This is a genomic window from Streptomyces sp. LS-MS-L19 (assembly GCF_058382285.1).
Genome location: NZ_JBYCLL010000001.1, coordinates 8,965,120 through 8,977,288, shown reverse-complemented (window position 1 = coordinate 8,977,288; position 12,169 = coordinate 8,965,120). Strand labels below are relative to the sequence as shown.

The 12,169-nt window shown below is 72.0% G+C and carries 13 protein-coding genes; 5 read left to right on the top strand and 8 right to left on the bottom strand.

Annotated features, from left to right (window positions below):
• The first annotated feature begins 110 nt into the window (after positions 1-110).
• A complete protein-coding gene (gene trxA, locus AC2XR2_RS40050) occupies positions 111-497 on the top strand; it encodes a thioredoxin (protein WP_449350313.1) in 387 nt (128 codons plus the stop codon).
• Between the two features lie 2 nt (positions 498-499).
• On the opposite strand, the gene AC2XR2_RS40045 is transcribed toward trxA, so the two are convergent.
• The 4 genes from AC2XR2_RS40045 to AC2XR2_RS40030 are packed head-to-tail and all read right to left on the bottom strand — an operon-like array spanning position 500 to position 4,931.
• Positions 500-1,936 (bottom strand): aldehyde dehydrogenase family protein, encoded by a 1,437-nt coding sequence (locus AC2XR2_RS40045; protein WP_449350312.1) that lies wholly within the window; start codon positions 1,934-1,936, stop codon positions 500-502.
• A 30-nt stretch (positions 1,937-1,966) separates the two neighbouring features.
• Positions 1,967-3,145, bottom strand: a complete 1,179-nt coding sequence (locus AC2XR2_RS40040; protein ID WP_491517801.1) for a 4-hydroxybenzoate 3-monooxygenase — start codon at positions 3,143-3,145, stop codon at positions 1,967-1,969.
• 16 nt (positions 3,146-3,161) lie between these two features.
• Complete coding sequence (locus AC2XR2_RS40035; protein ID WP_381296883.1) at positions 3,162-4,202, bottom strand: LacI family DNA-binding transcriptional regulator; 1,041 nt, start codon at positions 4,200-4,202, stop codon at positions 3,162-3,164.
• A 48-nt stretch (positions 4,203-4,250) separates the two neighbouring features.
• Positions 4,251-4,931 (bottom strand): TetR/AcrR family transcriptional regulator, encoded by a 681-nt coding sequence (locus AC2XR2_RS40030; RefSeq protein WP_381296885.1) that lies wholly within the window; start codon positions 4,929-4,931, stop codon positions 4,251-4,253.
• A 101-nt stretch (positions 4,932-5,032) separates the two neighbouring features.
• Between AC2XR2_RS40030 and AC2XR2_RS40025 the strand changes: the two genes are divergently transcribed.
• Positions 5,033-5,596, top strand: a complete 564-nt coding sequence (locus AC2XR2_RS40025; protein ID WP_381296887.1) for an NAD(P)H-dependent oxidoreductase — start codon at positions 5,033-5,035, stop codon at positions 5,594-5,596.
• Between the two features lie 137 nt (positions 5,597-5,733).
• On the opposite strand, the gene AC2XR2_RS40020 is transcribed toward AC2XR2_RS40025, so the two are convergent.
• Entirely contained in the window at positions 5,734-6,639 is a 906-nt protein-coding gene (locus tag AC2XR2_RS40020) for a LysR family transcriptional regulator (RefSeq protein WP_491517800.1), read from the bottom strand.
• Between the two features lie 118 nt (positions 6,640-6,757).
• Between AC2XR2_RS40020 and AC2XR2_RS40015 the strand changes: the two genes are divergently transcribed.
• Positions 6,758-6,964, top strand: coding sequence for a hypothetical protein (locus tag AC2XR2_RS40015; RefSeq protein ID WP_381296891.1), 207 nt, complete (start codon positions 6,758-6,760; stop codon positions 6,962-6,964).
• On the opposite strand, the gene AC2XR2_RS40010 is transcribed toward AC2XR2_RS40015, so the two are convergent.
• Positions 6,961-7,842: an LLM class F420-dependent oxidoreductase gene (locus AC2XR2_RS40010; RefSeq protein WP_491517799.1), complete on the bottom strand. Its 882-nt coding sequence runs from the start codon at positions 7,840-7,842 to the stop codon at positions 6,961-6,963. The genes AC2XR2_RS40015 and AC2XR2_RS40010 overlap by 4 nt on opposite strands.
• A gap of 97 nt (positions 7,843-7,939) precedes the next feature.
• Entirely contained in the window at positions 7,940-8,908 is a 969-nt protein-coding gene (locus tag AC2XR2_RS40005; RefSeq protein WP_381296895.1) for a TerC family protein, read from the bottom strand.
• 246 nt (positions 8,909-9,154) lie between these two features.
• On the opposite strand from AC2XR2_RS40005, the gene AC2XR2_RS40000 reads away from it, so the two are divergent.
• Together AC2XR2_RS40000 and AC2XR2_RS39995 are read left to right on the top strand one after the other, a co-directional pair.
• Entirely contained in the window at positions 9,155-10,132 is a 978-nt protein-coding gene (locus AC2XR2_RS40000; protein ID WP_491517798.1) for an alpha/beta hydrolase, read from the top strand.
• Positions 10,133-10,478: 346 nt separating this feature from the next.
• Positions 10,479-11,765: a PucR family transcriptional regulator gene (locus AC2XR2_RS39995; protein WP_491517797.1), complete on the top strand. Its 1,287-nt coding sequence runs from the start codon at positions 10,479-10,481 to the stop codon at positions 11,763-11,765.
• Positions 11,766-11,780: 15 nt separating this feature from the next.
• Here AC2XR2_RS39995 and AC2XR2_RS39990 read toward each other — a convergent pair whose 3' ends face one another.
• Positions 11,781-12,134 (bottom strand): hypothetical protein, encoded by a 354-nt coding sequence (locus AC2XR2_RS39990; RefSeq protein WP_123766092.1) that lies wholly within the window; start codon positions 12,132-12,134, stop codon positions 11,781-11,783.
• Positions 12,135-12,169 lie beyond the last annotated feature (35 nt).

The following is a 12,169-nucleotide window of genomic DNA, read 5'->3' as shown; positions in this document are numbered from 1 at the left end:
AGCAGGGGTACGCGCGCCGGATACCGAGAGGTGACAGCTGTGGAATACCCGGCCGACAAGCCGTGTTGTGCCGACGGCTTCGCTCCGAGACCAGGAAGAGGGATCACGTCATGAGCAGCACCGTGGAGCTCACCAAGGAGAACTTCGACCAGACGGTCACGGACAACGAGTTCGTCCTGATCGACTTCTGGGCGTCCTGGTGCGGTCCTTGCCGTCAGTTCGCGCCGGTCTACGAGAAGGCCGCCGAGGACAACCCGGACCTGGTGTTCGGCAAGGTGGACACCGAGGCCCAGCCGGAGCTGGCCCAGGCCTTCGGCATCCAGTCGATCCCGACGCTGATGATCGTCCGCGACCAGGTCGCGGTGTTCGCCCAGCCCGGGGCGCTGCCCGAGGCCGCCCTGACGGACGTCATCGGGCAGGCCCGCAAGCTGGACATGGACGAGGTCCGCAAGGCCGTGGCCGAGCAGCAGGCCCAGGCAGAGCAGAACGAGCAGTAACCCTAGAAGGGGTACGTCGCCACGTCCGCGCGTACCGTCGTCCAGCGCACGTCGGTGAAGGCCTCCACATTGGCCTCACCGCCGAAGCGGGCGCCGGTGCCGGACGCGGCGATCCCGCCGAAGGGCGCAACGGCCTCGTCGTTCACGGTCTGGTCGTTGATGTGCACGATGCCGGTCGGGATGCGCTCCGCCAGGTCGAGGCCGCGGGCCGCGTCCCCGGTGACGATGCCGAGCGAGAGGCCGTACGGCCCGGCGGCGGCCAGTGCGGCCGCCTCGTCGGCGGTGGAGAAGGACCGGACGGGCGCGACGGGTCCGAAGACCTCCTCCGCGTAGGCGGGGGTGCTGTCGTCGAGGCCCGCGAGGACCGTCGGCCGGTAGAAGAGCCTCTCGTGCGTGCCGCCCGCGGCCAGCTTGGCGCCCTGGGCGGTGCTGGCCTCGACGAGGCCGTGCACCTTGGCGAGCTGGTTGTCGTCGATGATCGGGCCGAGGTGGACCTGTTCCCGGTTGGGGTCGCCGACGGCGAGCGAGTCGGCCTTGGCGGCCAGCCGCTCGACGTACTCCGCGTACAGCGACTCGTGGACCAGGTGGCGGCCCGTCGTCATGCAGATCTGGCCCTGGTGGAAGAAGGATCCCCAGGCCGCCGTGGAGATCACGGCCTCGATGTCGGCGTCCTCCAGGACGATCAGGGCGGAGTTGCCGCCGAGCTCCAGGTGGGCGCGCTTGAGGTGGCGGCCAGCCGCCTCGCCCACGGCACGGCCGGCCGCGGTGGACCCGGTGAAGGAGATGACGGGGACCCGCGGGTCGGCGACCAGGGCCTGGCCGACGTCCGGGCCGCCGGGCAGGACGTGGAACAGGCCTTCGGGCAGTCCGGCCTCGGCGAAGACCGCGGCGAGCGAGAGACCGCCGCAGACCGCGGTGCGCGGGTCCGGCTTGAGGATCACCGCGTTGCCGAGGGCGAGGGCCGGGGCGACCGAGCGGATCGACAGGATCAGCGGGGCGTTGAAGGGCGAGATCACGCCGACCACACCGACCGGGACCCGGCGGGTGTACGACAGCCTCGGCGCCTCGCTGGGCAGGACCTGGCCCGCGGGGCGGGAGGCGAGGGCGGCGGCCTCGTAGCACTCCTGGGCGGCCACGTGCAATTCGAAGTCGGCCTTGCCGGGGATGGACCCGGACTCGCGGACGAGCCAGCCGCGCAGTTCGTCGGCGTGCGCGGCGAACAGGTCGCCGGCCTTGCGCAGCACCCCGGCGCGGACGAAGTGCGGGAGCCGGGCCCACTCGGCCTGGGCGGCGCGGGCGGCCTCGGCGGAGCGTGCCACGTCCTCGCCCGTGGCGAGCGTGACGGAGGCGAGTGTGTCGCCGGTGGCGGGTTCGGTGACGGCGTACTCAGGTCCCGACAGGGGGTGGGACTGCCAGCTCTTGGGGTCGAGCAACGACATGACGGCTCTCCGTTCGATCACCGGGGGGACTCACACGGGGAGCGGTAGTCCCGTGTAGTTCGCGGCCAGTTCGGCGGCCGCATGGCGGGATGCGGTGATCCGGCGCAGCCGTGCGAGCTGCATCCGGCTCTCGAACGCATCCCCGTTTGGTTGAGCGTGCAACATCCTAGTCATGTCATCCGAGAAGCGGGTGGCCTGCCACACACGAGAAAGACACAACTCCGCATATGAATCGATCAGTTGTGTCGATCCTGTGCGGCACACCTCGGTCAGGGCCCGGGCGAGGACGGACACGTCCGACACGGCGAGGTTGAGCCCCTTGGCCCCGGTCGGCGGCACGATGTGCGCGGCGTCCCCGGCGAGCAGCAGACGGCCGTGGCGCATCGGCTCGTGCACGTAACTGCGCATCGGCGTCACAGACTTGGCGGTGATCGGGCCCCTGGCGAGGGTCCAGTCCGCGTCGATGGCGAAGCGGGCGGCCAGCTCGTCCCAGATGCGCTCGTCGGACCAGTCGGCGGCGTCGGTGCCGTTGGGGACCTGGAGGTAGAGGCGGGAGACGGAGGGTGAGCGCATGCTGTGCAGCGCGAAACCGCGCTCACCGCGGGCGTAGATCAACTCCTCGCAGGAGGGCGCGACATCGGCGAGGACGCCGAGCCAGGAGTAGGGGTACTCGTGCTCGTACGTCCGGCTCACCGCCGCCGGAACGGCCTCCCGGGAGACGCCGTGGAAGCCGTCGCAGCCGGCGATCCAGTCGCAGGTCAGCATCTGTTCGCGGCCCTCGTGCCGGAACCGCACCACGGGGGCGTCGCTGTCCGGCTTCTCGACCGCGAGGGCCTCCGCCTCGAACAACAGCGGGGGCCCTTCGGCCAGTTGGAGCGCGACGAGGTCCTTCACGATCTCGGTCTGGGCGTAGATGGTGACCGTACGGCCGCCGGTGAGCGCGGGGAAGTCGATGTGGTGCCGCTCCCCCGCGAACCGCAGCTCGATGCCCCGGTGGACCAGGCCCTGCGCCTCCAGCCGGTCGGCGGCGCCGCACGCGCGCAGGGCGTCGACCGTACCCTGCTCCAGCATGCCCGCCCGCTGTCGGTGCTCGACGTACTCCCGCGTCCTGCTCTCCAGGACCACGCAGTCGACGCCGGCGCGGTGCAGCATGCGCGCGAGGAGCAGTCCGGCGGGGCCGCCGCCGATGATCCCGACCGTGGTGCGCATGGCAGACCCTTCTGCGTCAGCTGGAGTCGCGGTGCACCACCGTGGCACCCAGCACCGTGTGCGTCTCGGTCGCGGCGCCCGGCTCGCGCACCGCGCGGTCGACCAGTTCGGCCAGCTCACGGCCGGACGGCAGCTCGATGTGGACGGTGCTGAGCCGGGGCCGCAGCAGCCGGCCGAGGAGCAGGTCGTCGGCGCCGATCACCGCCGTGTCCTCCGGTACGCGCAGCCCCTCGTCCTGAAGGGCTCGCATCAACAGCATCGCGTATTCGTCGTTGTATGCGAACACGGAGTCGAGACCGAGCTCCCGCCAGCGGGCGGCGAGCCCGACCGCGGACTGCTCCTCGAAGGCGAGCGGCAGCTCGGTGAGCGTGGCGTCCGTGCCGAGCAGGGCGCGCCGCGCACCCGCGAGGCGGGGCAGCGAGAAACCCTCCAGGCCGGTCTCCTCGGGCACCACCACGCCGATGCGGCGCCGGCCGCGCGCGTACAGGTGGGTGGCGGCGCAGTGGCCGACCCGCTCGTGGTCCATGAGCAGGGCGTGGGCGCCCTCGACCGCCTCGGGGGCGAGCGTGACCACGGCCCGGGCGCCGGAACGGCGGAGCAGCGAGACGCCCTGGGGACCGAGTCCGATGCCGGGCACCAGGACGGCGACCGGGCGCAGCTCGGCCCAGGCGCGGGCCGCCTCCTCCCCCTGGAGGCCGACACTGCCGTACTGGACGACGGTGTAGTCCAGGCGGCCGAGGGCCCATTGGAGTTCGTTGATGAACTGGCTGTAGAGCGGGCCGACCGGGATGGACGGGGCGGGCATCAGGACCATGCGGCTGTGCCCGGCGCGCAGGCTGCGGGCGGCGGCGTGCGGGACGTACCCGAGCTCTTTCGCGGCGGCGTGGACACGGCGGCGGGTGGGCTCGCTGATCCGGACGGCGCTGGTGTTGTTGAGGACGTAGGAGACGGTCGCACGCGAGACGCCGGCGAGGCGGGCCACATCGGCACTCGTGGGCACGGAGCGCGGTAAAGAGGACGCGGACGTGTTCTGTATCTGCACCATGACGATCGTCATCTTTGCAGAACCTGTGACGACGCCCACATGTGGGGTTGCCGCTTCCGCTCAGCGCAGCGGATCGGTGCCGGTCACGCGGGCGACGAGGTCGTTCCAGCCGTGCTCCAGGCGCTCCAGCGGCATGCCGCACTGCCGGGTGAGGTGGTGGATGAGGGCCGGGTCGAGATAGGCCATCAGCGTCTGGGCCAGGAGGTCGCAGTCGGCGTCCGGGAGGATCTGCCGCAGCAGCATCGTGGTGTGCATGTGCAGCGCACGCGCCGACGGGTGGGAGTGGCGGCGGGTCGGCTCGGACTGCGCGGCCAGCAGCAGGTCCAGCTGCTCGGCGGAGCGGTACAGCAGCGCCACGCCGAGCGCCCGCAGCCGGTCCACCGGCGGGGCGCCCGGGCCCAGCGGGGGCGGGCCGCCGAGGAAGTCCGCCTGGAGCGTGCGCGCGGAGTGGTCGAGGAGCGCCATGAGCAGTCCGGTGCGGTCGCCGAAACGGCGGAAGACCGTGCCCTTGCCGACGCCGGCCGCGGTGGCGACCGCCTCCATGGTGACTCCCGCCACACCGTGCTCCGCGATCAGCCGGGTCGCGGCCTCCAGCAGACGGGCGCGGTTGCGGGCCGCGTCGGCCCGCAGGCACGGCTCGTCGGGGGCGGAGCCGACCTCCAGGAGCTGGGGCTTGTCGAGGGGCTCCTGGGGGTTCGGGAACGGCGGCAGGGTCGCGGACATGACGCCAGCGTAAAGCATCGGGAAGAAAACTGGACCTCGGTCCGGTTAAGGTGCTAGACATTAAACGGACCCCGGTCCGGAAGATTAACGCAGTGTTTCACCACCCCCTGGAGCTTCGCATGTCTGTTCGCATCCTTGCGCTCGTCGGATCCCTTCGCGCCGGTTCGCACAACCGCCAGCTCGCCGAGGCGGCCGTCAAGCACGCTCCCGAGGGCGCGGAGATCGTGCTCTACGAGGGCCTGGCCGAGATCCCCTTCTACAACGAGGACATCGACGTCGAGGGCAGCGTCCCGGCGGCCGCCGCCAGGCTGCGCGAGGCCGCGCAGGCCTCCGACGCGTTCCTGTTCTTCTCCCCCGAGTACAACGGCACCATCCCGGCCGTCCTGAAGAACGCCATCGACTGGCTGTCCCGTCCGTACGGCGCGGGTGCCTTCGCCGGCAAGCCGGTCGCCGTGGTCGGCACCGCGTTCGGCCAGTTCGGCGGCGTGTGGGCGCAGGACGAGACCCGCAAGGCCGTGGGCATCGCCGGCGGCAAGGTCCTCGAGGACGTCAAGCTGTCCATCCCGGGCTCCGTGGTCCGGTTCGCCGAGACGCACCCGGCGGACGACGCGGAGGTCGCCGCGCAGCTGGCCGAGGTCGTGGCTCAGCTGCACAGCAACGCGGGTGAGGTCGCAGCGGCCTGAGCCTGCGGCGCGTGAACGGTTTCCGACAAGGGGGCCGGAGTTTTCGAACTCCGGCCCCCTTGCGTGTCGTCTGCGGGCCGGTGGGGGCTGGTCGCGCAGTTCCCCGCGCCCCTGAGGGCGCGCCCCCTCGCGTCGTCTCAAGCCGTCGCCGTGCGTGCCAGGTCCCTCAGGACCCTCAGCGCCGCCGCAACCGCCGGGCGTTCCTGCGCTCCGGCACGCGTGCAGGTGAGCAGCTTTCGGTGCGGGCCACCCTCGCAGCGGACTCTTGTGATCGGCAGGTCCGGGGTCAGGTGGGCCAGGCGGGGGATCAGGGCCACGCCCAGGCGGTGGGCGACCAGGTGTGCGGTGACGTTCCACTCGACGGCGTGGTGGACCACGCTCGGGGTGAAGCCGGCCGCGCCGCAGGCCGACATGACGTGCGTGCGGCACGGGCTGTCCACGACGGGGGCGATCCAGTCCTCGTGGGCCGCGTCCGCGAGATCCACCCGGTCGCGGTGGGCCAGCGGATGACCCTCGGGTACGACCAGGTCGAACGGGTCGTCCAGCAGGGGCTGTTGGTCGTAGCGGGGGTCGCTCAGGGGCGGGTTGTGCGGGGTCGCCTCCACGACGGCCAGGTCGATCGCCCCCTCGAAGAGCAGGTCGAAGCTCTCCGGGATGCCCAACTCCTGGACGCTGACCGCCAGTCGGCGGTGCCGCTCGCGCAGCCGGACCGCCATCGGGGCGAGCAGCACCGACACGGCCACGGAGAGACCACCCACCCGCAGCGGTCCCGCGGGCTCGCCGTGGTCGGCGCGCAGATCGAGTTCGGCCTGTTCCCAGCGGGCCTGGATCGCGTCGGCATGCGCGAGCAGGCTCTCGGCGGCCGGGGTGAGACGGATCCCGCGGCCCTGGGGTTCGAGGAGGTCGACGCCCAGGTCGCGGGCGAGTTGGCGGATCTGCTGGGAGGCCGCGGAGGGCGTGAAGTGCAGGGCTTGGGCGGCCGCGGTGACCGTGCCGTAGTGGGCGACCGCTCTGAGGACGTGGAGCCGGCGCAGGTCAATCATGTAGCCCACGCTTCAAGGTGACGTCCGGAAAGTCAACCTGGACGTGAACGAACACCCCGCCGCATGCTGGCTGTGTCGCGACGGCCGTACCCAGCCAGTGCATTGCGAAGGAGTCCCCATGAACAGCACGACCCGCGCCGTCTGCCCGCACTGCGGCTGGCCGGACGACGCCGAGCCCTTCCAGGTGGTGTCCCGGCACGGTACGGCGGCGGGCGGGACGGCGTGGACCCGCTGCGCGTGCGGCTCGTTGCAGGTCCGGGTGACGGACGGCCGCGGGACCCGCGTCGTCTCCCGCAGCCGGCCCACCGCCGCGCGGGCGGGTTAGTCCAGTTCCGCCAGCCGTGCCACCGCCGGCGCCACGAACCGCTCGATCCACTGGGCGGGGGCTCCGATGCGGGGGCCCAGGATGACCGTGTCGATGCCGAGCTTGCCGTAGGCCGTGATGTCCCGGGTGAAGGCGTCCAGGTCCTCCCCGTCGGCCGCCTCGCCCGAGTAGGTCATCGTCTTGCGGATCTCGGCGTAGTCCCGGCCCTCGGTCGCGCAGTGGCCGCGCAGCACGTCGAGCTTGTGCGCGACCTCCTCCGGTGAGGTGGCGAAGAGGTTGCAGGCGTCGCCGTAGCGGGCGACGAGGCGCAGGGTCTTCTTCTCGCCGCTGCCGCCGATCATGATCTCGGGGCGCGGACTGCTGACCGGGGCCGGCACGCACAGTGTCTCGGCGAGCCGGTAGTGGGTGCCCTCGAAGGGGCCGTTCGCCGCCGGGTCCCACATCTGGAGGCAGATCCGCAGGGCGTCCTCCAGCCGCTCGAAGCGCTCCGCGAGCGGCGGGAACGGCACGCCGAGCCCTTCGTGCTCGCGGTCGTACCAGGCGGCTCCGATGCCGAGGGTGGCGCGGCCGCCGGAGAGCACGTCGAGCGTGGTCGCGATCTTGGCGAGGAGGCCGGGGTGGCGGTACGTCACTCCCGTGACCAGCGCGCCGAGCCGGACCGTCTCGGTGTGGGCCGCGAGGAAACCGAGCGTCGTGTAGGCCTCCAGCATGGGGTCCTCGGCGCCGCCGTTGAACTCCATCTGGAAGTAGTGGTCCATCACCGACAGCCAGCTCACCCCGGCGGCCTCGGCCGCACGCCCCGCCGCGGCGAGCTCGGCGCCGAGCGCGGGGCCGCCCTCCGGATGGTTGAACCGGTTGATGTGCACGCCCACACGCATGTCGTCTCCGTTCAAGGGACTTCGCCGATGACGGCGACGGTATGACTTGGAGCGCTCTCGAAGTCAAGGGGACCACCGGCGGCCCGGCCGCCGGCCGTCACGCCGCTTGTTCCACCTCCGCCGCCTCCTGTCGCTTGGCGGCCCGCAGGCTCGTGAGGGTGGTGACGGTGAGGACGAGCACGATGAAGCCGAGGGAGACGGGGATGCTGATCTCGGGGACGTGCACGCCGGACTCGTGCAGGGCGTGCAGCACCAGCTTGACGCCGATGAAGCCGAGGATGATCGACAGGCCGTAGCTGAGGTGGACCAGCTTCTTCAGCAGGCCGCCGATGAGGAAGTACAGCTGCCGCAGGCCCATCAGGGCGAACGCGTTGGCGGTGAAGACGATGTACGGGTCCTGGGTGAGGCCGTAGATCGCGGGGATGGAGTCCAGGGCGAACAGCACGTCGGTGGAGCCGATCGCGAGCATCACGACCAGCATCGGGGTCATGACCCGCTTGCCGTTCTGCTCGATCCACAGCTTGGTGCCGTGGTAGCGGTCGGCCACGCCGAAGCGCTTCTCCACCATCTTCAGGAGCTTGTTCTCCTCATACTCCTCCTCGTGGCTGCCCTTGCGGGCGTCCTGCACGAGCTTCCAGGCGGTCCAGATGAGGAAGGCGCCGAAGAGGTAGAACACCCAGGAGAACGTGGAGATGATCGCCGCGCCGGCCGCGATGAACCCGGCACGCAGCACGAGCGCCATGATCACGCCGACCATCAGCACCCGCTGCTGGTACTGCGAGGGCACCGCGAACTTCCCCATGATCAGGACGAACACGAAGAGGTTGTCCACGCTCAGCGACTTCTCGGTGATGTACCCGGCGAAGAACTCGCCCGTGGGCTTCCCGCCGCCGAACAGGAGCAGTCCGAGTCCGAAGAGACAGGCCAGTACGACCCAGACGACGGTCCAGATGCCGGCCTCCTTGACCGACACGTCGTGCGGCTTGCGGCCGATGAAGAAGTCGGCGCCGACCAGGACGCACAGGGCGACCACGGTCAGCAGCCAGACGCTGAGAGAGACGTTCACTGGTTCTCCTGTGCATGGGGGGCATCGACAGCGTGGTCACCTCGGGGGATCCCTTCCACCTACGGAAGGTGAACAACAGGTCATGCGATGGCAAGGAAGCGCAGGTCACACGCGGAAGGTGGCTGATTGTCGCCGTGCCGACCCGCCGTACGGCGGGCAGGTTCCGCCGTACGGCGGCGTCCCGGACGCACCCCAATGCCCCGATCATGGCGCCACGAGCCGCCGCGCCCCGCGTGAGGAGAAGCCATGACGCATGTGCCGCCCCCGTTCGACCCCGAGCTCGCCGCCGCCCTGGATCTGATCAAGGACGTGATCTCGCCCGGCCTCACGCTGGACGAGATCGACCTCGTACGCCAGGGACCCGGCATCCAGATGCTGGCCGACCTGGACCTGACGCTGGACGGGTTCTTCGAGGTCGAGGACCGGTCGGTGCCGGGGCCCGAGGGCGCCCCGGAGATCTCCCTCCTGATCGCCCGGCCGGTCTCCCCCACGCCTTCGGGTACCGGACGTCCGGTGATCTACCACGTCCACGGCGGCGGCATGATCCTCGGCAACAACCGCGTCGGCATCGACGGCCCGCTCGCTTGGGCGAAGCAGCTGGACGCCGTGGTGGTGTCGGTGGAGTACCGGCTGGCACCCGAGCATCCGCATCCGGCGCCGGTGGAGGACGTGTACGCCGGGCTCGTGTGGACCGCCGAGCACGCCGGGGAGATCGGTGGCGACGCCGAGCGGATCGTGATCGCGGGGGCGAGTGCCGGTGGCGGTCTGTCGGCGGCGCTGGCCCTGCTCACCCGGGACCGGAAGGGGCCCCGGCCGATCGGTCAGCTGCTGATGTGCCCGATGCTGGACGACCGCAACGACAGTCCCTCGACGTACCAGATGGCGGGGCTGGGGGTGTGGGACCGTGCGGCCAACGAGACCGGGTGGACGGCGTTGCTGGGCGACCGGCGGGGCGGGCCGGACGTGCCGGCCTACGCGGCACCGGCCAGGGCGGAGGACCTCTCGGGCCTGCCGCCGGCCTTCCTCGACGTGGGCTCCGCGGAGACGTTCCGGGACGAGGTCGTCGCGTACGCGTCCCGGATCTGGCAGGCGGGCGGGGTCGCGGAACTCCACGTCTGGCCCGGCGGCTTCCACGGCTTCGACGGCTTCGCTCCCCAGGCAGCACTGTCCCAGGCGGCACGGGCGGCGCATGTGGCGTGGTTGGGGAGGTTGCTGGGCAACTAGCCGCTGATACGGGGGGGGGGAGACTGGGTGCACTGCGCGGGATGGCGGGTCGGCCGCGGCGAGGTCGTGGCCGACCCGCACTGGATGCGGCGGCACCGTGGCCGGTCCGCGTTGCTCCCTCGTCGGGGAGCCTCAGGCAGCAAGCGGCCAGCCCGCGCAGTGCTGCGTCGTGCCGCCGCGGCTCCGCCGCCCCCGGCCGACCGCCCTCCGTCCGGGGACCGCGGCAGCATCGTGGCTGGTCCGCGTCGGGCCCCACTCGGCGACCGCCGCTTCGTCGTGGTCGCGCTCCGCGGTTGCTCGTGGCCCTTCCGGGTGCTTCGTGGCTCCGATGGCGCACCATAGCCGTATGAAAGAGCTGGCCGGGCGCCTGACCGCGCTGGATCCGGACGCCGGTGCCGCCGTGCGGGTCATTGCCTACTTCGATCGGCTGTCCGAGTCCCGGGCCGGGCTGGAGGCCCTGGTCCGGGGCGCCGCCGTGCTGGCCGGGGTGCCCGCGCTGCTCGTCGACGCGGAGCGGCGGGTGCGGGTGCGGGTCGAGGCCGACGGGACGCGCCGGGACTCCGGGACCCCACCGGATCCCGGCTGGCCTTCCGCCGCGCTCGTGCCCGGTGGTGCCGCCGCGCTGTGGCTGGAGCGGGCCGAGGCCGCGCCCAGTGTCGTCGACGCGGTGATTCTGGAGCGGGCAGCGGGGGCCGTACGGCTCGTGCTGGACCGTACGCGCGGACGGGCGGCCGTGGAGGACCCCGCGTTGGTCGAGACCGTGCTGGACCCCGGCGCGCCGGAGGCGGCCCGGCTGCACGCGGCGCGTGGGCTCGGGCTGGATCCGTCGGGGACCGCGCGTGCGCTGGCCCCGCTCGACGGGCCGCCGATGGTCGTGGCGGGGCGGGCGGACGCCGGCCTGCCCAACAGGTGGAACAGCAACGGCCTTTCCACCGGTCGGGCGAGCGCCGGAAGTCCCGCCGGGCGGAGCAACGCCGGACCTCCCACCGGACGGAACAAAGGCGGGTTTCCCACCGGGCCGAGCAACGGCGGGCTTTCCACCGCCCAGGCCCACGCCGGAAGTCCCACCGGACGGAACAACGCCGGGCCTCCCACCACGCAGGCCGACGCCGGACGTCCCACCGGACGGACAGACGCGGGCCTTCCCTCCGGCCGGACCGACGCCGACCCCCTCACCGCACGGGCCCTCCCCGGCCTACCCGACGGCCGGGTGGGCGTAGGGCCCGAGGTGCCCGTGCTCGAGCTGCCTCGCTCCTGGGCCGAGGCCCGTACCGCGCTGCGGTTCACCGCGGAGGGCACCGCCCTGGATCCGGGGCCCAAGGTCGTGCACGCCGACGAGTTGGGCGGTGTCGCGCTGCTGGCCGGGCTCGTCGCTCCGGGTGCGGAGGCGCCGGCTGACGTCCAGGCCCTGGAGGCGGCGGGGGCGAGCACCCCCTGGCTGCTGGCCACGCTGCACGCCGTGATCTCGACGACGAGCCTGCGCGCGGCCGCCGCCGAGATCAACGTCCACCACTCCACGCTCCAGGACCGGTTGTCCCACGCGGAACACCTGCTGGGCTGGCCGCTGCGCACACCCCAAGGCCGACTGCGGCTGCAACTGGCCCTGGCGATGCGGCACTTGGCCCGGCCTTAGTAGACCCCTGGGAGCTCAACGGAACTCGTGCACGACCTCGATCGTCCCGACGATGTGCGTGTTGAACTCGTCCAACTCCTCGGCCGGGACCCACAGTTCGAGGATCGTGCGGCCGCCCGCCTGCTGGACGGGATACCGGCTCAGGAAGTCCGACTCGACCTCGAAGCGGGTCACGAAGCCGGCGCCGTCGTGCTTGACGTTCCAGTCCCGGGCGATCCTGATCGCGTAGTCCTCGTCGAGGACCGGGTAGAAGATCGGCTGCTCGGGGAGCCGCGGCGGCCAGGCGCGCCAGTCGAGCTCCCGGACCAGGTCCAGTTCCACCGGGCCGGTGGGGCGCCAGAGGGTCGTCGTCGGTGGCCGGCCGGTCATGGGGTCGCTCTCCGCAGGGACCGCGCCGCCGGTGC

Excerpts from the sequence above, each read along its gene's own strand:
- AC2XR2_RS40025 (WP_381296887.1), top strand. The coding sequence starts at position 5,033 with ATGTCTGTTCGCATCCTTGCGCTCGTCGGATCCCTTCGCGCCGGTTCG.
- AC2XR2_RS39990 (WP_123766092.1), bottom strand. The coding sequence starts at position 12,134 with ATGACCGGCCGGCCACCGACGACGACCCTCTGGCGCCCCACCGGCCCG.
- AC2XR2_RS40000 (WP_491517798.1), top strand. The coding sequence starts at position 9,155 with ATGACGCATGTGCCGCCCCCGTTCGACCCCGAGCTCGCCGCCGCCCTG.
- trxA (WP_449350313.1), top strand. The coding sequence starts at position 111 with ATGAGCAGCACCGTGGAGCTCACCAAGGAGAACTTCGACCAGACGGTC.
- AC2XR2_RS39995 (WP_491517797.1), top strand. The coding sequence starts at position 10,479 with ATGAAAGAGCTGGCCGGGCGCCTGACCGCGCTGGATCCGGACGCCGGT.
- AC2XR2_RS40015 (WP_381296891.1), top strand. The coding sequence starts at position 6,758 with ATGAACAGCACGACCCGCGCCGTCTGCCCGCACTGCGGCTGGCCGGAC.
- AC2XR2_RS40035 (WP_381296883.1), bottom strand. The coding sequence starts at position 4,202 with ATGACGATCGTCATGGTGCAGATACAGAACACGTCCGCGTCCTCTTTA.
- AC2XR2_RS40040 (WP_491517801.1), bottom strand. The coding sequence starts at position 3,145 with ATGCGCACCACGGTCGGGATCATCGGCGGCGGCCCCGCCGGACTGCTC.
- AC2XR2_RS40020 (WP_491517800.1), bottom strand. The coding sequence starts at position 6,639 with ATGATTGACCTGCGCCGGCTCCACGTCCTCAGAGCGGTCGCCCACTAC.
- AC2XR2_RS40045 (WP_449350312.1), bottom strand. The coding sequence starts at position 1,936 with ATGTCGTTGCTCGACCCCAAGAGCTGGCAGTCCCACCCCCTGTCGGGA.
- AC2XR2_RS40010 (WP_491517799.1), bottom strand. The coding sequence starts at position 7,842 with ATGCGTGTGGGCGTGCACATCAACCGGTTCAACCATCCGGAGGGCGGC.
- AC2XR2_RS40030 (WP_381296885.1), bottom strand. The coding sequence starts at position 4,931 with ATGCTTTACGCTGGCGTCATGTCCGCGACCCTGCCGCCGTTCCCGAAC.